The organism is Streptomyces sp. NPDC093111 (genome assembly GCF_040683955.1).
Taxonomy (GTDB): domain Bacteria; phylum Actinomycetota; class Actinomycetes; order Streptomycetales; family Streptomycetaceae; genus Streptomyces.
In genome coordinates, this window is sequence record NZ_JBFBNW010000007.1 from 359,423 (window position 1) to 378,328 (window position 18,906).

Sequence of the window (18,906 nt, forward strand, 5' to 3'; positions counted from 1 at the left end):
GACCGTACCCCGGGGCCCGGGGGCGCCACCGGAATTCCCTGGCCGGGCGCTTGCTCCGGTGCCATCCTGTCCCCGTGAACGGACCGGAGATCCAGATCAGTTTCGCCCCCGCCCTGCGCCTCTTCGTGGCGGCCGACCGCCGCTCGGGGCACTCGGCCGTGACGACCGACGGCTCGTCCTCGCTCGGCCACGTGGTGGAGTCGCTGGGCGTGCCCCTGACCGAGGCCGGGCGCCTGCTCGTGGACGGGCGGCCGGTGGCGGCCTCGCACGTCCCGGCGGCGGGCGAGACCGTCGACGTCGAGGGCGTCGCACGCCCCCAGCCGGTCCCCGGCGCCCCTCTCCGCTTCCTCCTCGACGTGCACCTCGGCACGCTCGCCCGGCGACTGCGCCTGCTCGGCGTCGACGCGGCGTACGAGAGCGAGGACATCGGCGACCCGGCGCTGGCAGCGCGGTCGGCGAAGGAGCGGCGCGTGCTGCTCTCCCGCGACCGGGGTCTGCTGCGCCGCCGGGAGCTGTGGGCCGGTGCGTACGTCTACAGCGACCAGCCCGACGAGCAGCTCCGCGACGTCCTCGGCCGCTTCGCTCCGCGCCTCGCGCCCTGGACCCGCTGCACCGCGTGCAACGGGGAGCTGGCGGAGGCCGACAAGGACGCGGTGCGCGAGCGGCTGGAGCAGGGCACGGAGCACACGTACGACGTCTTCGCGCAGTGCACGAGGTGCGACCGGGTGTACTGGCGGGGCGCCCACCACGCCCGCCTGGAGGCCGTCGTCAGCGACGCGCTGCGGGAGTTCGGCGAGGCGACGGCGAGCTGAGGCGACGCGGGGCCGGCGGATGGCTGGCGGGTGCCGGGCTGGCGGCTGGCTGGTGTCTGCCTGGCGGCTGACCGCCCGACTGCCGCCCGACGGCCGCCCGACTAGGTACGCTTCCCGGCGTCCGGGGCATCCGAGTCGCCCGAGTCGCCCGCAGGCTCCGGGGCGCCCCCGAGGTCCCCGGCCGTCTCCTCCGACGGCCCCGAGAACGCGCCCGACCGCAGCCGTTCGATCTGTACGGCGCTCAGCTCGACCGTCTTGCGCATGTAGCCGGTGAGCAGGGCCAGCTCCGGCTCGCTGTAGCCGTCGAAGAGGGTGCCCCAGGTCCCGTTGAGCCGCCGCCACAATGTGCCGAGCTCGGCCATCCGAGCGGGCTCCGTCGCGACCATGACCCGCCGGCGGTCCACCGCGTCCCGCTCCCGCCGCACGTATCCGGCCCGCTCCAGGCGGTCGACGAGCCGGGTGGCGGAGCCGGTGGTGAGCCCGGTGAGCTCGGCGATCCGCCCGATGGTGACGGGGTCGCGCTCCAGGCTGAGCAGGTTGAGGCACTGCACGTCCGTCGGGTGCAGCCCCAGGTGGTCGGCGACCGCCTGGTTGAACAGGGCGTAGGCGGCCATGTAGCGCCGGGCCTCCCCCTGGAGCTCGGTCATCAGCTCGTCGCGCCGTGCGCTGGTCTTCTGCGGCATGCAGAGAGTGTACGGAACAGGCACCGGGGCGCCCGGCCGGAACGGCGCTCCTAGGGGTGCTCGGCGGTGAGGTAGCGCTGGACGGTCGGCCCGAGCCAGGCGGCGACCTCCTCGCGGGACATCTCGACGGCGGGCGGCAGGCGCAGCACGTAGCGGGTGAGCGCCATGCCGAGGATCTGGGAGGCGACGAGCGCGGCCCGGCGCGGCGCCTCGGCGGGGTCGGGGCAGACGCCGAGGGTGACCGGCCCGAGCTGCTCCTCGAAGATCTTCTGCATCCGCTCGGTCCCGGCGGCGTTGGTGACGGAGACCCGCAGCAGCCCGGTGAGGACGTCGTCGCGCTCCCAGCGGTCGAGGAAGTGCGCGACGAGCGCGGCGCCGACGTGCCGGGCGGGCAGCGCGCCGAGCTCGGGGAGCTCCAGCGCGAAGTCGGAGGCGGCGGTGAACAGCCCCTCCTTGCTGCCGTAGTAGCGCATGACCATCGACGGGTCGATCCCGGCGTCACGGGCGATGGCCCGGATGGTCGCGCGCTCGTACCCCTCGCCGGCGAAGTGCTCGCGGGCGGCCTCCAGGATCGCGGCGCGGGTGGCGTCGGAGCGGCGTGCGGTCGTCATGCCAACAACTGTAGGCCAACGGGCGTTGACACGCTATGCCCGACGGGTCCAGACTTGCCAACAAGCGTTGACCAACAAGCGTTGGCCAACGGCCGTTGATGCGCGAGCAGGACCCTCTCGGAGGCAACGATGAGCACCAAGGGCACGGGCAACGACTCACAGCCCACGGACGCGGGTACGGACACGGGCGCAGGTACGGATCCGAGTACGGCTACGGATCCGGGTACGGGTACGGATACGGCTGTCGACGTCCTCGTCATCGGCGCGGGCCCCACCGGCCTCCTCCTCGCCGGTGATCTCGCCACCGCCGGCCTGCGGGTCACCCTCGTCGAGCGCAGAGCCCCCGGCATCAGCAACCTCACCCGCGCGTTCAGCGTCCACGCCCGCACCCTGGAGCAGCTCGACGCCCGCGGCCTCGCCGACGAACTGGTCGCCACCGGCACCCCGGTCGCCGACCTGCGCCTCTTCGGCCGCCTCACGCTCGACCTGTCCGCGCTCCCCTCCCGCTTCCCGTTCCTCCTCCTCACGCCGCAGTACGAGGTGGAGCGCCTCCTCGAACGCCGGGCGCGTTCCGCGGGCGTGGACTTCCGGTACGGGACGGAGCTGCGCACCCTCCGCCAGGACGCCACGGCGGTGACGGCCGAACTGGCCACGGGCGACACCCTCCGGGCCCGCTACCTCGTCGGCGCGGACGGCGTGCACAGCTCCGTGCGCACGGCCCTCGGCCTGCCCTTCCCCGGCGCGTCGGTGATCCGCTCCATGGTCCTGGCGGACGTCCGCCTCGCCGAGGAACCGGGCAGGCTGCTCACCGTCACCGCCGCGGAGGACGCCTTCGCCTTCGTCGCCCCCTTCGGCGACGGCTGGTACCGGGTGATGGGCTGGGACGCGACCCGGCAGGCCGACGACACCGAACCGGTCGGCCTCGACGACGTCCGGGCGATCACCCGCCGCGCCCTCGGCAGCGACCTCGGCATGCATGACGCCCGCTGGGTCTCCCGCTTCCACAGCGACGAGCGGCAGGCCCCGGCGTACCGCTCGGGCCGCGTCTTCCTCGCCGGGGACGCCGCGCACGTCCACTCCCCGGCCGGCGGCCAGGGCATGAACACCGGCCTCCAGGACGCCGCCAACCTCTCCTGGAAGCTGGCCGCCGTCCTGCGCGACGAGGCCCGGGACCCCGAGACGCTGCTCGACAGCTACCAGGCCGAACGCCACCCGGTCGGCGCCACCGTCCTGCGCAGCAGCGGCACCCTCGTACGCCTCGCGATGGCCCGCACCCCGCTCCAGCGCACCGCCCGCACCCTCGCCACCCGGCTGCTCGGCACGGTCCGCCCGGTCGCCACCCGCGCCATGGGCCAGATCAGCGGCATCGGCATCGCGTACGCCTCGGGGGCCCGCCGCGCCCCGGACGAGGCCCTGCGCGAGGGGCGCCTGTACGAGGCGCTGCGGGCGGGCGAGTTCGTCTTGATCGCCCCGGAGGGCCGGAGCCCGGCCCTGCCCCCGACCGCCCCGGTCGCACCGGCCCGCCTGATACGGGCCACCTGGGCGGACCCGGCCCGCCGTGAGACGGTCCTGATCCGCCCGGACGGCTACACGACCCCGCTCAGCGCCTGATCGAGGCGGCGGGCGTCAGAAGACGTACGGATCCCCGGTGGCCAGCACGAGCACGCGATGCCGGTCGTTCCGGGGGTTCGTGTCGGCGACCCCGTCCCGCCACGCCGTGCGGATGTCGACGGTCAGCTCGTCCGGCCGCCCGGCCGTCCGCAGATCGAGGGCCAGTTCGCCGGCCGCGCCGGCCGCCCGCAGCTCACCGGTGCGGCAGGACACCACCCGGTCGCTGCTCCACAGGCAGGCCGGCGGCAGCTCCTGGCCGCCCGCCATGGGCTCCGAGAAGTCGAGCCGTACGGTCGCCTGGGAGACGTCCGAGGGCCCGTGATTCTCGCTGACCAGCCACACCCCGAGCCGCCCGCCCCAGAGGGAGACATGCCCGTGATGGGCCAGATCGGCCTCGGCCTCGGCCCCGGGCCCGACGGCGCGGGCGCCGGCCCCCGTGCCGACCGTCAGGGCAGCGGCGAGGGCCGCGCCGAGCAGAGCCTTGCGCATCACACTCATACCAGGAACATACCGACACACACCCATACATTATGACTAGCCGTCAGCCGCGTGTCCCGAAGACCACACGAACGGGATGACACCCTTCCCCCATGCTGATCGCCCGCTCCATCGCCCTGTTCGCCGTCGCCGCCCTGTTCGAGATCGGCGGCGCATGGCTCGTCTGGCAAGGCGCCCGGGAACACCGCGGCTGGGTCTGGATCGGCGCCGGAGTCATCGCCCTCGGCATCTACGGCTTCGTGGCCACCCTCCAGCCCGACGCCGAGTTCGGCCGCATCCTCGCCGCCTACGGCGGCGTGTTCGTCGCCGGCTCCCTCGCCTGGGGCATGGTCGCCGACGGCTACCGACCCGACCGCTGGGACGTCACCGGCGCCCTCATCTGCCTCGCCGGCATGGCCGTGATCATGTACGCCCCGCGCGGCCGCTGACCGCACCCCGCCTATCCTGGCCGGGCGATCGACCGTAATCGACCACACGCGCGAGGAGCACGTCATGACTGCCGCCGGTACCCCCATCGCCGTCGTCACCGGAGCGAGCAGCGGAATCGGCGCCGCCACCGCCCGACAGCTCGCCGCCGCCGGCTACCGCGTGGTCCTCACCGCCCGCCGCAAGGACCGCATCGAAGCCCTCGCCGCCGAGATCAACGAAGCCGGCCACCAGGCCACCGCCTACGCCCTCGACGTCACCGACCGCGCCGCCGTCGACGAGTTCGCCACCGCGTTCCGCAGCCTCGCCGTCCTGGTCAACAACGCCGGCGGCGCACTCGGCGCCGACCCCGTCGCCACCGGCGACCCGGAGGACTGGCGCCGCATGTACGAGGTCAACGTCATCGGCACCCTCCACATCACCCAGGCCCTGCTCCCCGCCCTCACCGCGAGCGGCGACGGCACGGTCGTCGTCCTCTCCTCCACCGCGGGCCACTCCACCTACGAGGGCGGCGGCGGCTACGTGGCCGCGAAGAACGGCGCCCGCGTCCTCGCCGAGACCCTCCGCCTGGAGATCGTCGGCACCCCGGTCCGCGTCATCGAGATCGCCCCCGGCATGGTCAAGACCGACGAGTTCGCCACGACCCGCTTCCGCGGCGACACGGAGAAGGCCGCCAAGGTCTACGCCGGCGTGGCCGAACCCCTCACGGCCGACGACGTCGCCGACACCATCACCTGGGCCTGCACCCGCCCCCCGCACGTCAACATCGACCTCCTCGTCGTCCGCCCCCGAGCCCAGGCCTCCAACACCAAGGTCCACCGCGAGCTCTGACGACCACCGCCCACCCGTTCGAGTGAACGGCCCCAAAACCCCCACACCGTACGAAACCCGAACCTAGGCTCGACACAACTCCATACAGAACGGCCCTCGGCCGGGACTCCCATCCCGACCGAGGGCCTCACCATCAGGAAGGCGAAAACTTCCCATGGCTGAACACGACCCTAGCGCCCCGACCCTGTTCGACCTCGCCGCACCCACGCCGTCCTTCATGGACCTGGAAAACCCCGAGTACGCGTACATGTTCGGCTTCCTCCAGGCCGACGGGCACCTCTCTGCGGGCAAGGGGCGCAAGGGCACACTGACCGTCGAGATCAACGCGCGCGACGCCCACATCCTGTACGAGTTCCAGCGCCTGACCCCGTACTACAGCTCCATCACGGAACGGGTCCGCACCACCAACTTCGCCGAACAGCACCACTCCGCCACGTGGTCGCTACACGCGCTGGAGGCCAGAAGCACCCTCAACGAGCTGGGGATCCCTCACGGCAAGAAGTCGCGAACCATCAAGCCGCCGCGCGTCGACTTCTCCCGACCCGACTACATCCGCGGCGTCATTGACGCCGACGGGTCCCTCGGCTGGACCGCACAAGGGATCCCGTTCCTCTCGCTCACCTCGGCCAGTACGGCCGTGGCCGCCTACCTCTGCCACTACGGGAAGAAGGTCACGGGGGCCGAGCGCATCGCCCGCCGCAACACCCGCGACCAGGTCTACGTCATCACGTATTTCAAGGAACAGGCGCAGCAGCTCGCCAAGCACCTCTACTACCCCGACTGCCTCGCCCTGGAGCACAAGAAGGCCAACGCGGCGGCGATCCAGACCTGGGTACGCCCGGCGGACATGAGGATCGCACCGCCGCGTCGACGCTGGACCGAGAGGGACGACCGCGAACTCCTGCGGCTCGGAGACCCCGCCGCTGCGGCCGTCGCCCTCGACCGGACCGAACAAAGCTGCTCCATGCGTCTGTGGCGACTCCGCACCGGCCGGACCCCGACACCCGCCGAGTAGCCCGACACCACGGCGAACTACAGGGTGCCGCTGACGCGGCACCCTGTCTCCGTTCCGGTCAGCCCTTGACGCAGATGACCTGCTTCAGCTTCGCGACGACCTCGACCAGGTCACGCTGCTGCTCGATGACCTGCTCGATCGGCTTGTAGGCGCCCGGGATCTCGTCCACGACGCCGGAGTCCTTGCGGCACTCCACACCCCGCGTCTGCTCCTCCAGGTCCCGCGTCGAGAAGCGCCGCTTGGCCGCGCTCCGGCTCATCCGGCGGCCCGCACCGTGCGAGGCCGAGTTGAAGGAGGCGGCGTTGCCGAGGCCCTTCACGATGTACGAACCGGTGCCCATCGAGCCCGGGATGATCCCGAACTCACCGGAGCCGGCCCGGATCGCGCCCTTGCGGGTGACGAGCATGTCCATGCCCTCGTACCGCTCCTCCGCCACGTAGTTGTGGTGGCAGGAGATCACCGGGTCGAAGCTCACCTTCGCCTTGCGGAACTCGCGCCGGACGACCTCCTGGAACAGGGCCATCATGATCGCCCGGTTGTACTTGGCGTACTCCTGCGCCCAGAACAGGTCGTTGCGGTACGCCGCCATCTGCGGGGTGTCCGCGACGAACACCGCGAGGTCCCGGTCGACCAGCCCCTGGTTGTGCGGCAGCTTCTGCGCCTCGCCGATGTGATGCTCGGCCAGCTCCTTGCCGATGTTGCGCGACCCCGAGTGCAACATGAGCCACACCGAATCGGACATATCGACACAAAGCTCTGCAAAATGGTTTCCGGATCCCAGCGTTCCCATCTGCTTCTCGGCCCGCTCCCGCCGGAACTTCACCGAGTCCGCGACCGTGTCGAACCGCGACCACAGGTCCCCGAAGCCCGCCGTCGGGAACTGGAAGAGCCGGCCCGGGTCCACCATCTCTCGGTGCATGCCCCGGCCCACCGGGATCGCCTGCTCGATCTTCGAGCGCAGCCGTGACAGGTCGCCCGGCAGGTCGTTCGCGGTCAGGGAGGTCTTGACGGCGGACATGCCGCAGCCGATGTCCACGCCGACCGCCGCCGGGCACACCGCGCCCTGCATCGCGATCACCGAGCCGACCGTCGCGCCCTTGCCGTAGTGCACGTCCGGCATGACGGCCAGGCCCCTGATCCAGGGCAGGGTCGCCGTGTTCTGGAGCTGTCGCATCGCGCCCTCGTCGACCGACGCCGGGTCGGTCCACAGGCGGATGGGGACCTTCGCGCCCGCTACCTCTACGTACGACATAGTGCCTCAATTCCCCCCATAAGTCTGATAGCGCAAAAACCGGAGCACAAGCCCGTACAGGTGACTACGGACCGGCATCAACAGCGGCGCGTGCGATAGACATTGTGTTCATCGCCCCCTGGGGCGCGACAAACGGTTTTCGGGGGATGCCTCCGGGAGAAGGGAGCCTGGGATCGTGCAGCGAAAGGCGTACGTGCCCGGCCGGTCCAGGCCCGCGGTGCTCACCGCGGCCGCCCTCGCCCTCGGTCTGGGAATCGGCCTGAGCGGCTGCTCCTCCGGCGCGAAGGCGGACGTCGACGCCGTCGACGCCAAGGCGGGGCCCGCCGCGCAGGCCGTGCCCCCCGGGCGTTACCGCACCCTCTTCGAGCCCTGCGGCGCCGTCCCGCAGGCGACCTTGAAGGACCTGCTCCCGGGCGCCGCGGCGCTGCCGGACGTCGAGCGGGAGCGGGCCTACCGAGGCACCGCGGCGGTCACGTTCGACACCGATCGCCGGGTCGGCTGCAGCTGGCGGGCCGACTCCCCCGACGCGGCGCACCGGCTCACCCTGGACATCGAGCGGGTCGTCTCGTACGACCCGGCGGTGAGCGACGACGACCGGGCGCAGGAGGTGTTCGCCGGCAAGCAGACGGCGGCCGGTGTGCCGCTGGCGCCGAAGACGCCGACGGCCACCGCGACGCCGACGGCGACCGCCACCTCGACGGCGAGCGCCCCGGCCGCCGGGCAGCGTCCGCCGCAGGCTCCGGGCGGGCACGCCGCCGGGTCGGGCAAGCCGCCGGTCGGTGCGACGGCTCCGTCCTCGACGCCGACCACCGGTCTGGAGCCGCGTTCCCTGGACGGTCCGGGTGATGTCGCGTATCTGGACGACGCCCTGACGACGACGGGTCCGGCGGGTGTGAAGCGGCTCGTGAGCGTGGTGTTCCGCACATCGAACGTGATCGTGACGGTGCAGTACGAGGAGCAGTCGACGGCGTCGGCGGACGCTCCGGACAGCGGGGAGCTGCAGGAAAAGGCCCGGAATCTGGCTCGGCTGCTCGCGGAGCGGCTGGAGGAGTAGCGGTTCGGACCCGCTCCGTGAGCGGGGTCCGACCACGTAACGTGTCGGCGTACCCCGGCCGCCGGCCGCCCGGTCCGTGTGACGCGCGGGCCTGTACGACAAGCGACTGAAGGAACCATGCAGCGATCCGCCTCGCGACTCTCCCGCATACTCGCCTGTGCCGCCGTCCCGGTGATGCTCGTCGCCGCCGGCTGCTCGTCCGGTTCGGATTCCGGTGACAAGGGCTCCGGTTCCTCGGGTGAGGCTTCGTCGTCGGCGTCGGCGACTCCGAAGCCCACGCCGACGAAGACGGTGGAGGCGGCGAAGTTCGCGAAGCTGCCGGACGTGTGCAAGGCGGTGTCGGCGAAGACGACGGCGAGTCTGGTGCCGAAGGCGAAGGCGAAGAACGGTACGACGGCCGAGTCCAGTGACGCGGCCAGCCGTGGCGGGTGTTCGTGGAACGGCCTTGAGGACAAGGGTGTGAAGGGCTCGCAGTACCGCTGGCTCGACGTGTCCTTCTACCGGTACACGTCGGACGCGACGCTGGGCAGTGGTCAGGAGCGGGCGTCGGAGAACTTCGCCAAGGAGCTGGCCAAGATCCAGGGCACGCAGGGTGCCAAGCAGCTGAAGACGATGACCGCGGGTGGCATCGGCGACGAGGCGAACACGGTGACGTACCAGCTGCGGAAGACGGACGAGGACTTCACGTACGCGTCGGTGGTGGCGCGTACGGGCAATGTGCTGGTGCTGCTGTCGTACAACGGTGCGGGGTACGCGGGTGCGGACGGTCCGTCGTCGAAGACGGTGACGGAGGGTGCGCTGAAGGCGGCGAAGGAGGCCGTCGCGGCGGTCGCGGTGGCCAACAAGTAGCGGTTTGAGCTGTTTTATGACGGGCCCGTCCCTCCCCCGGGGGTCGGGCCCGTCGCGCGTGTGCCACGCTGTGCCCGCGAGTTGTCGTTTGACGGGGAGGGGTCGCGGGTGGCCGCGATGCAGCTGACACGGACGCACCGAATACTCATCGGCATGGTCGTCGCCGGTGCGGTGGTCATCGCCGGGATCGGTTTCGCCGGCTCGTACGCCGCTGTGCGCGAGCTCGCCATCGACAAGGGTTTCGGCACCTTCTCGTACTTCTTCCCCATCGGTATCGACGCCGGTATCTGTGTGCTGTTGGCGCTGGATCTGCTGCTGACGTGGATGCGCATCCCGTTCCCTCTGCTGCGGCAGACGGCGTGGCTGCTGACGGCGGCGACGATCGCGTTCAACGGTGCGGCGGCGTGGCCGGATCCGCTGGGTGTGGGTATGCACGCGGTGATTCCGGTGCTGTTCGTGGTGGCGGTCGAGGCGGCGCGGCACGCGGTGGGCCGGATCGCGGACATCACGGCCGACAAGCACATGGAGGGTGTGCGGCTGACGCGGTGGCTGTTGTCGCCGGTGCCGACGTTCCGGTTGTGGCGGCGGATGAAGCTGTGGGAGCTGCGTTCGTACGAGCAGGTGATCAAGCTGGAGCAGGACCGCCTGATCTATCAGGCGCGGCTCCAGGCGCGGTTCGGGCGCGGGTGGCGGCGTAAGGCGCCGGTGGAGGCGTTGATGCCGCTGCGTCTGGCGAAGTACGGGGTGCCGTTGGCGGAGACGGCGGCGGCGGGTCTGGCGGCGGCGGGTGTGGAGCCGGTGCTGTTGCCGCCGGGGCCGGTGCAGGCCGTTCCGGCGGTGCAGGCGGGGCAGGCGCAGCAGCTCCCGCAGCCGGAGTTGACGCAGGCGCAGGCGTCGGTGCCGCAGCCGGTGGCGGGTGGTGTGCCGGTGCGGCTCGCGGAGGTTCCGCGGCAGGGGCCGGGGCCGGTGGCCGTGCCGGAGGGCGACGCGGCGTCGCAGGAGAGCCAGTGGTTCGCGGCCGAGGTGTCGCCGGAGACGTATCAGGGTTCGTACAACCCGCAGATCGTGGAGGGTCTGGAGCCGACGCCGGTGCCGATTCCGCAGGGTCCGGAGGATGTTCCTCCGCCGGGTCCCGAGGAGTTCGAGGAGTACTCGGAGTTCGTGGACGAGGAGCCTTCGGGGGACGAGTTCGCGGAGGCGGCGTACAAGGCGATGTGGGACTTCCTGGAGGAGCACCAGGAGTTCCCGACGTCGGAGCAGCTCGACATAAGGCTGAGTGACATGCACGGGATCACGCATCCGCGGAGCGCGTCGATCCTGCGGGAGCTGACGCCGCAGCTGCGGCACCGGATCGAGCAGGAGTGGGCGGAGACCCACACGCCGTAGGCGCGCCCGTGTCCCGTGGGTGCCGGCCGCCCTTCTCCTCAGGCCGTCGTGGCCTTGGCCTTTCTCTTCTCGTTCTCGCCGTACGCGGCGAGGGCGGCGCCGAGGGCGAAGAGGACGAGGTAGACGGGGGTGGGGATGTCCCACCATTTCTGGAGCAGGCCCCAGGGGCCGTCTCCGAAGAGGCGGCCTGCGGCGCCGAGTCCGCCTTGGACGAGGGCGATCCAGCCGATGACTGCGAGGGCTTCGTTCTTCATGTCTCCACGGTCTCCCGGCGCGGTGGGCGTCGCGTCGTGCCCACGGTGGAACTCGCCCTCCGCCGAAGGATGCAGAAGACACAGAAGACACAGACGACGCAGAAGACACAGACGACGCTGACGACGCTGACGACGCCCAGGACGCCGAAGACGCCGACGACGCCGACGACACGGAAGGCCGTCGCCCGCGGTGCGGGTGACGGCCTTCCGTGGTGGCCGGGCCGGGTGACCGGTGCCGGTTACGCGCCGAGCAGCTTGCGCACCCGGTCCGCGCCGACGGCGAGGAGCAGGGTGGGCAGGCGGGGGCCGGTCTCGCGGCTGACGAGCAGCTGGTAGAGCAGCGCGAAGAAGGTGCGCTGGGCCAGCTTGAGCTCGGGGGTCGGCTTGGCTTCGGGGGTGAGGCCGGCCATGACCTTGGGGACGCCGTAGACGAGCGTGGTGAGGCCGTCGAGGGACCAGTGGCTGTCGAGGCCCTCCAGGAGGAGGCGGAGGGACTCGCGGCCCTCGTCGTCCAGGGTGCCGAGGAGCTCGGTGTCGGGCTCGGCGCGGACGATGGTGCGCTGGTCGGCGGGGACCTGGGTGGTGATCCAGTTCTCCGCGCGGTCGAGGCGGGGGCGGACCTCGTCGAGGGTGGTGACCGGGTTCTCCGGGTCGAGCTCGGTGAGGATGCGCAGGGTCTGCTCGTCGTGGCCCGCGGTGATGTCCATGACGGAGGCGAGCGTCCGGTACGGGAGCGGTCGCGGGGTGCGCGGGAGCTCTCCGGCGGCGGTGCGGGCGGCGCGCGTGTGGGCGGCGGCGTCGGCGGGCAGGACGGTGCCGTCGGCGACCTTGGCCTCCAGCTTGTCCCACTCGTCGTAGAGCCGCTGGATCTCCTGGTCGAAGGCGATCTTGAAGGACTGGTTGGGCTTGCGGCGGGCGTAGAGCCAGCGCAGGATCTGCGGCTCCATGATCGCCAGGGCGTCGGCGGGCGTGGGGACGCCGCCTCGGGAGGAGGACATCTTGGCCATGCCGCTGATGCCGACGAAGGCGTACATGGGGCCGATGGGCTGGACGCCGTCGAAGATGCCGACGATCTGGCCGCCGACCTGGAAGGAGGAGCCGGGCGAGGAGTGGTCGACGCCGGAGGGCTCGAAGATGACGCCCTCGTAGGCCCAGCGCATGGGCCAGTCGACCTTCCAGACCAGCTTGCCGCGGTTGAACTCGCTGAGCTTGACGTTCTCGGCGTAGCCGCAGGCGGTGCAGGTGTAGGCGAGCTCGGTGGTGTCCTCGTCGTACGAGGTGACGGTGGTGAGGTCCTTCTCGCAGCGGCCGCAGTACGGCTTGTACGGGAAGTAGCCTGCGCCGGCGCCCGAGCCGTCGTCCTCGCCGGCGGCGCCGGAGCCTTCGGCGGCTTCGAGCTCGGCCTCGTCGAGGGGCTTCTGGGACTGCTTCTTCGGGGCCTTCTTCGTCCGGTACTGGTCGAGGATGGCGTCGATGTCGCCGCGGTGCTTCATGGCGTGCAGGATCTGCTCGCGGTAGACGCCCGCGGTGTACTGCTCGGTCTGGCTGATGGGGTCGTACTCGACGCCCAGCTCGGCCAGGGCCTCGACCATGGCCGCCTTGAAGTGCTCCGCCCAGTTGGCGTGGGGGGAGCCGGCCGGGGCGGGGACGGAGGTCAGCGGCTTGCCGATGTGCTCGGCCCAGGACGCGTCGATGCCCTCGATGCCGTTGGGCACCTTGCGGTAGCGGTCGTAGTCGTCCCAGGAGATGAGGTGGCGGACCTCGTGGCCGCGGCGGCGGACCTCGTCGGCGACCAGGTGCGGGGTCATGACCTCGCGGAGGTTGCCGAGGTGGATGGGGCCGGACGGGGAGAGGCCGGAGGCGACGACGACCGGTTTGCCAGGCGCACGTCGCTCCGACTCGGCGATGACCTCGTCCGCGAAACGGGAGACCCAGTCGGTCTCGGTGCTGCTCTGAGCCACGGTCGGTACGTCCTTCATTCCTGGGGTTTGCTGGATTCCCTGATGCCCTGCACGGCCTCGCGGCCCTGCGGCGTTGCTTCCGCCATTGTCCCAGACGGAAGCGCGCGCTCCGAGGTTGTCCACAGGCTGGCGTTTTGTCCACAGGCGGAGAAAACACGTTGCCGCCCCATGGGACACTTGACAAGCGAAATAGACCACCGGGCGCGGCCCGGACATCCCCCTACAGGAACGGAAGCTCATGGCCTCGGTCCCTTCCCTCGCTTCGACCGTGCAGCAGCGCCTCGCGGACGGCCTCTCGGCAGCCCTGCCGGACGCCGGGTCCGCCGACCCGCTGCTGCGACGAAGCGACCGGGCCGACTTCCAGGCCAACGGCATCCTGGCGCTGGCGAAGCGGCTGAAGGGCAATCCGCGTGAGCTGGCGACGCAGGTCGTCGCGGCGATCCCGGAGAACGACGTGCTGAAGGAGATCGAGGTCTCGGGCCCCGGCTTCCTGAACATCACGGTGACCGACGAGGCGATCGTGCGGACGCTGGCCGCCCGTGCGGCGGACGCCCGGCTGGGTGTGCCGTTCAACCCGTCGGCGGGCACGACGGTGATCGACTACGCGCAGCCGAACGTGGCGAAGGAGATGCACGTCGGGCACCTGCGGTCGGCGGTGATCGGCGCGGCGATGGTCGAGATCCTGGAGTTCACGGGCGAGACGGTGGTGCGGCGTCACCACATCGGCGACTGGGGCACCCAGTTCGGCATGCTCATCCAGTTCCTGATCGAGCACCCGCACGAGCTGGACCACTCGGCCGGCGGTGAGGGCGCGGAGGTCTCCGGCGAGGAGGCCATGTCGAACCTGAACCGGCTGTACAAGGCCTCCCGCGCGCTGTTCGACTCCGACGAGGAGTTCAAGGCGCGGGCCCGTGCGCGGGTGGTGGACCTGCAGGCGGGTGACGAGGAGACGCTGGCGCTGTGGCAGCGGTTCGTCGACGAGTCGAAGATCTACTTCTACTCGGTCTTCGACAAGCTGGACATGGACATCCGTGACGTCGACGTGGTCGGCGAGTCCGGTTACAACGAGATGCTCCAGGAGACGTGCCGGCTCCTGGAGGAGTCGGGTGTCGCGGTGCGGTCCGAGGGCGCGCTGTGCGTGTTCTTCGACGACGTGAAGGGCCCGGACGGCAACCCGACGCCGCTGATCGTCCAGAAGTCCGACGGCGGCTTCGGCTACGCGGCGACGGACCTCTCGGCGATCCGTGACCGGGTGGGCAACCTGAAGGCGTCGACGCTGCTGTACGTGGTGGACGCCCGTCAGTCGCTGCACTTCAAGATGGTCTTCGAGACGGCCCGCCGGGCGGGCTGGCTGAACGACGACGTGAAGGCCGTCCAGCTGGCGTTCGGCACGGTCCTCGGCAAGGACGGCAAGCCGTTCAAGACCCGTGAGGGCGAGACGGTGCGTCTGGTGGACCTGCTGGACGAGGCGATCGACCGCGCGTCGGCCGTCGTCCGCGAGAAGGCCCAGGACCTGTCGGAGGCGGAGATCGCCGAGCGGGGCGCCCAGGTGGGCATCGGCGCGGTGAAGTACGCGGACCTGTCGACGTCGGCGGCGCGTGACTACAAGTTCGACCTGGACCAGATGGTCTCGCTCAACGGCGACACGTCGGTGTACCTGCAGTACGCGTACGCGCGGATCCAGTCGATCCTGCGGAAGGCGGGGGACGCGAAGCCGGTCGCCCACCCGGAGCTGGCGCTGGCGGCGTCGGAGCGCGCGCTGGGTCTGCACCTGGACACGTTCGGCGAGCTGGTCCAGGAGACGGCGGTGGAGTACGCGCCGCACAAGCTGGCCGCGTATCTGTACCAGCTGGCGTCGCAGTACACGACGTTCTACTCGGAGTGCCCGGTCCTGAAGGCCGACACCCCGGAGCAGGTGGAGAACCGCCTGTTCCTGTGCGACCTGACCGCCCGCACCCTGCACCAGGGCATGGCGCTGCTGGGCATCCGGACCCCCGAGCGCCTCTGACGGCACACGGCGGCACGACGAGGGGACCGGGTCACTCCTGCTTGTTCCAGGTCCCCTTGTCGGGCCAGTAGCCGTACGTGGGGCGTCCGGCGATCGCGGTGGTGCGGAACAGCTGCCCGCCGTCGTCGACGCGTACGGTCCCGTGCTGCTCGCCGCTGCTCCAGCTGAGTTCCAGGTACCAGGTGGCGGCGTTCTCCTCGGTGTGCACGTCCAGGTTGAGGACCTGGGGGTCGCCGGTGGAGACCTTGTACGGGAAGTTCTTGGCGGGCACCACCCGGTCGCCGTCCTGTCCGGCGACGGGCTTCAGGTAGGGGCGGGGGGCGTCGAGGTCGACGTCGAAGGTCTGCGGGGTGACCCCGCTGCCGCAGCCGTCGCCCATGGAGTACACCGAACCGTCCAGCGGCTTGCCGCGCTCGGCGACGCGCACGTGGAGCTTGGTGAGGACCACGGGTGCCTGGGTGCGGCCGGTGACGGTGAGCTGGAGCTGCATGTGCCCGCCGTCGATCCCGCCGAGCGCACGGGCCCAGCCGCGGGTGTCCTGGGGCGTGGGCGGCGGCGGGACGTGCCCGGGCTGCTGGTCGAGCACGTAGTACTGGCCGCAGGGCTCGGCCCAGTTGTACGAGCTGATGCCGACGCTCAGCGGTGCGGGCGGCCCCGTGTCGGCGCCCGCTCCTGCGGCTCCGTCCCGGTTGTCGTCGGCGCGCCCGACGACGTACGCGGTGGGGACGACGAGTCCGACGACCGCGACGGCGGCGAGCAGGACGACGAGCCGCTTACGGGCCCCCGGAACACCACCGGCGACACCGGACCCGGACGCCACGGCCACGGCAACGGCCCCGGGCACGGTTCCGGCCTCGGGAACGCCCCCGGCCTCCGCCACGCCCCCGCTCTCCGCCCCGCCCCCGCCTCCGGCGGCCACTAGCGACTCGGCTCCCGCCCCGCCCTCCGCCCCGCCCTCCGGCCCGGCTCCCGGCTCGGCTCCCGCCCCGCCCCCCGGCTCCGTCTTCCCCCGCCGCCTCGCCTCGTCCGCGAGGATCCAGGCCCGGTGCAGCTCGACGAGCTCCTCGCGGCCGGCGCCGCACAGGCGCCCGAGCCGCTCGACGGGGGCGAACTCCGTCGGTACGGCGTCCCCGTTGCAGTACCGGTGGAGGGTCGAGGTGCTGACGTGCAGGCGCTTCGCCAGCGCGCCGTAACTGAGTCCGGACCGTTCCTTCAGCTCACGCATGAGCTCCGCGAAGCCGTCCGCCGCCTCCATCAGCCTCTCCCCGCATCCCGGGAACGCGTTCCAGGGGAGGACCATTTCCCCAGGTCACCGTAGGTGTGAGCGTTCCAGCGTCCCCCATTGTCCCGTGCCGATTGCGGGTGGATCACCTCTCCCCGCAAGGTTTGAGCCATGCCGAACAGCAGCGTCACCGACGCCCTGGCCGTCGCGGTCCTGATCGCCTGCACGGCGATCGTGATCGCTCTCCTGATCCACCAGTGACCGCACGGCACCACGCACGACACCGCACCGCACCACGCACCGCACCGCACCGCACCGCACCACGCACCACACCGCACCGCACCACTCACCGACCACCACACGGGGACCCCACCATGCGCACCTTCGCCCGCCGTCTCACCCTGCCCGCCGCCGCCCTCGTGGCGGCGCTCTCCCTGACCGCCTGCCAGTCGGACGGGGGCAGGACGACCGCCGACCCGGCCCCGGTCACGTCGGCGACGAGCAAGGCGACGCACACGACTCCCCCGGCCGGGCAGCCGTCCGGAACGGCGTCCGGGACGCCGTCGGCGGAGCCCACCGCGTCGGGGCAGGACGCGAAGCCGGCGCCGCAGACCACCGGGAAGCCCGCGCCGAAGCCGTCCGCCAAGCCCCACAAGCCGTCCTCGGGCACGCCGGTCACCGCCACCTGCACGGCGGCGAACACGAAGATCGTGGCGAGCCGGGTCAGCCGCCCCGTCAACCACCTGGTGCTGACCGTCACCAACGTGGGAAGCCGCCCCTGCAACGCCCTGGGCGCGCCCTCCGTGGGCTTCGACGACCCGCAGGCGGCGATCAGGGTCGTGGAGGACAGCAAGCCGCAGGCGGTGGTGACGCTGGCGCCGGGCGAGTCGGGTTACGCCTCGCTGATCCTGACGGGCGAGCCGGGCCCGGACACGAACGGCCGCACCATCCGCACGATCCGGGTGTACCTGACCTCGGACAGCGGCAAGACGGTGACGGCGCCGAGCGGCACGTTCGCCGACGACGGCGCCGCCGTCTCGTACTGGCAGCGCACCCTGGAGGACGCGCTCACGTACTGAGGGCCTCGGCCCTCAGCGGTTGATCGGGTGGGAGGTCCGCCCCGAGGCGTCGTCGATCTCGGTGTGGGCCTTCTGCAGCAGCTGGGAGGCCAGGTCCATGAGGGCCCGGGCGCCGGCGATCTCCTCCCCGACGCGCAGCTGATCCGGGTCGGAGGGGTGCCGATGGGCGTTGCCGTGGGCGCGGAACTCGGTGCCGTCGCCGAGCCGCACCATCGCCGCCGCGCTCGTCCGGTCGCCCTCCTCCCGGAACTCCATCTCGACGTGCCATCCGACAAGCGTGTTCATCATGAGGACCACCTCCGGCGGGATACCTGTCGGCTACCTATCCAGAGTGCGCCGCCCTCAGCTTCTGCGCGACCTCCGTCGCCCAGTACGTGAGGATCATCTGCGCGCCGGCCCGGCGGATGCCGGTCAGGGTCTCGAAGATCGCCTTGTCGCGGTCGATCCAGCCCTTCTCGGCGGCGGCCTCGACCATCGCGTACTCGCCGCTGATCTGGTACGCGGCGACGGGCACGTCGACGGACTCGGCGACCTTGGCGAGGACGTCCAGGTAGGGCCCGGCGGGCTTCACCATGACCATGTCCGCGCCCTCCTCCAGGTCGAGGGCGAGCTCGCGCAGCGACTCGCGCAGGTTGGCGGGGTCCTGCTGGTACGTCTTGCGGTCACCCTGGAGGGAGGAGCCGACGGCCTCGCGGAAGGGGCCGTAGAAGGCGGAGGAGTACTTGGCGGTGTACGCCAGGATCGACACGTCCTCCTTGCCGATGGTGTCCAGGGCGTCGCGGATGACGCCGACCTGGCCGTCCATCATCCCGGAGGGGCCGACGACGTGGACGCCGGCGTCGGCCTGGACCTGGGCCATCTCGGCGTAGCGCTCCAGGGTGGCGTCGTTGTCGACGCGCCCGTCGGCGGCGAGGACGCCGCAGTGGCCGTGGTCGGTGTACTCGTCCAGGCACAGGTCGGACATGATCACGAGCTCGTCGCCGACCTCGGCCCGCACGTCGCGGATGGCGACCTGGAGGATCCCGTCGGGGTCGGTGCCCGCGGTGCCGGCGGCGTCCTTCTTCTCGTCCTCGGGCACGCCGAACAGCATGATCCCGGAGACGCCGGCGGCGACGGCCTCGACCGCGGCCTTGCGGAGCGTGTCCCGCGAGTGCTGGACGACGCCGGGCATGGCGGAGATCGGCACGGGTTCGGTGACGCCCTCCCGCACGAAGGCGGGCAGGATCAGATCGGCTGGATGCAGCCTCGTCTCGGCCACCATCCGTCGCATGACGGGAGTCGTCCGCAGCCGGCGCGGGCGCGCCCCGGGAAAGGATCCGTACGCATTCATGCCCCGAGGCTACGCCCGCCCGCC

At 71.5% G+C, this 18,906-nt stretch carries 19 protein-coding genes; 10 read left to right on the forward strand and 9 right to left on the reverse strand.

Going from position 1 to position 18,906, the window contains the following annotated elements; all coding sequences use genetic code 11:
• The first annotated feature begins 74 nt into the window (after nt 1–74).
• Nucleotides 75–812 (forward strand): Mut7-C RNAse domain-containing protein, encoded by a 738-nt coding sequence (locus tag AB0Q96_RS14925; protein WP_365325335.1) that lies wholly within the window; start codon nt 75–77, stop codon nt 810–812.
• Between the two features lie 101 nt (nt 813–913).
• On the opposite strand, the gene AB0Q96_RS14930 is transcribed toward AB0Q96_RS14925, so the two are convergent.
• A complete protein-coding gene (locus AB0Q96_RS14930; RefSeq protein WP_365325337.1) occupies nt 914–1,495 on the reverse strand; it encodes a MarR family transcriptional regulator in 582 nt (193 codons plus the stop codon).
• A 50-nt stretch (nt 1,496–1,545) separates the two neighbouring features.
• Nucleotides 1,546–2,106: a TetR family transcriptional regulator gene (locus tag AB0Q96_RS14935; protein WP_365325340.1), complete on the reverse strand. Its 561-nt coding sequence runs from the start codon at nt 2,104–2,106 to the stop codon at nt 1,546–1,548.
• A gap of 129 nt (nt 2,107–2,235) precedes the next feature.
• Here AB0Q96_RS14935 and AB0Q96_RS14940 point away from each other — a divergent pair, with 129 nt between their 5' ends.
• The gene (locus AB0Q96_RS14940; protein WP_365325343.1) at nt 2,236–3,717 is read left to right on the forward strand and encodes an FAD-dependent oxidoreductase; all 1,482 of its coding nucleotides are present in this window, start codon (nt 2,236–2,238) and stop codon (nt 3,715–3,717) included.
• Nucleotides 3,718–3,732: 15 nt separating this feature from the next.
• Here AB0Q96_RS14940 and AB0Q96_RS14945 read toward each other — a convergent pair whose 3' ends face one another.
• A complete protein-coding gene (locus AB0Q96_RS14945) occupies nt 3,733–4,215 on the reverse strand; it encodes a hypothetical protein (RefSeq protein WP_365325345.1) in 483 nt (160 codons plus the stop codon).
• Between the two features lie 92 nt (nt 4,216–4,307).
• Here AB0Q96_RS14945 and AB0Q96_RS14950 point away from each other — a divergent pair, with 92 nt between their 5' ends.
• The 3 genes from AB0Q96_RS14950 to AB0Q96_RS14960 all read left to right on the forward strand — a co-directional run bounded on the left by AB0Q96_RS14950 (nt 4,308) and on the right by AB0Q96_RS14960 (nt 6,487).
• Nucleotides 4,308–4,643, forward strand: coding sequence for a YnfA family protein (locus AB0Q96_RS14950; RefSeq protein ID WP_365325347.1), 336 nt, complete (start codon nt 4,308–4,310; stop codon nt 4,641–4,643).
• Nucleotides 4,644–4,707: 64 nt separating this feature from the next.
• Nucleotides 4,708–5,472, forward strand: coding sequence for an SDR family NAD(P)-dependent oxidoreductase (locus AB0Q96_RS14955; RefSeq protein ID WP_365325349.1), 765 nt, complete (start codon nt 4,708–4,710; stop codon nt 5,470–5,472).
• A gap of 154 nt (nt 5,473–5,626) precedes the next feature.
• Entirely contained in the window at nt 5,627–6,487 is an 861-nt protein-coding gene (locus AB0Q96_RS14960) for a hypothetical protein (RefSeq protein WP_365325351.1), read from the forward strand.
• Between the two features lie 58 nt (nt 6,488–6,545).
• Here the strand turns inward: AB0Q96_RS14960 and AB0Q96_RS14965 are convergent, their stop codons facing one another.
• Nucleotides 6,546–7,739 carry an RtcB family protein gene (locus AB0Q96_RS14965; protein ID WP_365325353.1) on the reverse strand — a complete coding sequence of 398 codons (1,194 nt, stop codon included), beginning with the start codon at nt 7,737–7,739 and terminating at the stop codon, nt 6,546–6,548.
• A gap of 175 nt (nt 7,740–7,914) precedes the next feature.
• Between AB0Q96_RS14965 and AB0Q96_RS14970 the strand changes: the two genes are divergently transcribed.
• The 3 genes from AB0Q96_RS14970 (at nt 7,915) to AB0Q96_RS14980 (ending at nt 11,028) form a co-directional block, all read left to right on the forward strand.
• Nucleotides 7,915–8,793 carry a DUF3558 domain-containing protein gene (locus AB0Q96_RS14970; RefSeq protein ID WP_365325355.1) on the forward strand — a complete coding sequence of 293 codons (879 nt, stop codon included), beginning with the start codon at nt 7,915–7,917 and terminating at the stop codon, nt 8,791–8,793.
• A 117-nt stretch (nt 8,794–8,910) separates the two neighbouring features.
• The gene (locus AB0Q96_RS14975; protein ID WP_365325357.1) at nt 8,911–9,642 is read left to right on the forward strand and encodes a DUF3558 domain-containing protein; all 732 of its coding nucleotides are present in this window, start codon (nt 8,911–8,913) and stop codon (nt 9,640–9,642) included.
• A 108-nt stretch (nt 9,643–9,750) separates the two neighbouring features.
• A complete protein-coding gene (locus AB0Q96_RS14980; RefSeq protein ID WP_365325359.1) occupies nt 9,751–11,028 on the forward strand; it encodes a DUF2637 domain-containing protein in 1,278 nt (425 codons plus the stop codon).
• A 38-nt stretch (nt 11,029–11,066) separates the two neighbouring features.
• On the opposite strand, the gene AB0Q96_RS14985 is transcribed toward AB0Q96_RS14980, so the two are convergent.
• Entirely contained in the window at nt 11,067–11,282 is a 216-nt protein-coding gene (locus AB0Q96_RS14985) for a hypothetical protein (RefSeq protein ID WP_365325360.1), read from the reverse strand.
• 239 nt (nt 11,283–11,521) lie between these two features.
• On the reverse strand, nt 11,522–13,261 hold the full coding sequence (gene lysS, locus AB0Q96_RS14990; protein ID WP_365325362.1) for a lysine--tRNA ligase: 1,740 nt from the start codon (nt 13,259–13,261) through the stop codon (nt 11,522–11,524).
• A gap of 220 nt (nt 13,262–13,481) precedes the next feature.
• Here lysS and argS point away from each other — a divergent pair, with 220 nt between their 5' ends.
• Complete coding sequence (argS, locus tag AB0Q96_RS14995) at nt 13,482–15,251, forward strand: arginine--tRNA ligase (RefSeq protein WP_365325364.1); 1,770 nt, start codon at nt 13,482–13,484, stop codon at nt 15,249–15,251.
• Nucleotides 15,252–15,282: 31 nt separating this feature from the next.
• Here the strand turns inward: argS and AB0Q96_RS15000 are convergent, their stop codons facing one another.
• Nucleotides 15,283–16,506: a helix-turn-helix transcriptional regulator gene (locus AB0Q96_RS15000; protein ID WP_365325366.1), complete on the reverse strand. Its 1,224-nt coding sequence runs from the start codon at nt 16,504–16,506 to the stop codon at nt 15,283–15,285.
• Nucleotides 16,507–16,847: 341 nt separating this feature from the next.
• On the opposite strand from AB0Q96_RS15000, the gene AB0Q96_RS15005 reads away from it, so the two are divergent.
• Nucleotides 16,848–17,552 carry a DUF4232 domain-containing protein gene (locus AB0Q96_RS15005; protein ID WP_365325368.1) on the forward strand — a complete coding sequence of 235 codons (705 nt, stop codon included), beginning with the start codon at nt 16,848–16,850 and terminating at the stop codon, nt 17,550–17,552.
• A 12-nt stretch (nt 17,553–17,564) separates the two neighbouring features.
• Here AB0Q96_RS15005 and AB0Q96_RS15010 read toward each other — a convergent pair whose 3' ends face one another.
• Together AB0Q96_RS15010 and hemB are read right to left on the reverse strand one after the other, a co-directional pair.
• Entirely contained in the window at nt 17,565–17,837 is a 273-nt protein-coding gene (locus AB0Q96_RS15010) for a DUF1876 domain-containing protein (RefSeq protein ID WP_365325442.1), read from the reverse strand.
• Nucleotides 17,838–17,874: 37 nt separating this feature from the next.
• On the reverse strand, nt 17,875–18,882 hold the full coding sequence (gene hemB / locus AB0Q96_RS15015) for a porphobilinogen synthase (protein WP_365325370.1): 1,008 nt from the start codon (nt 18,880–18,882) through the stop codon (nt 17,875–17,877).
• Between the last annotated feature and the right edge of the window lie 24 nt (nt 18,883–18,906).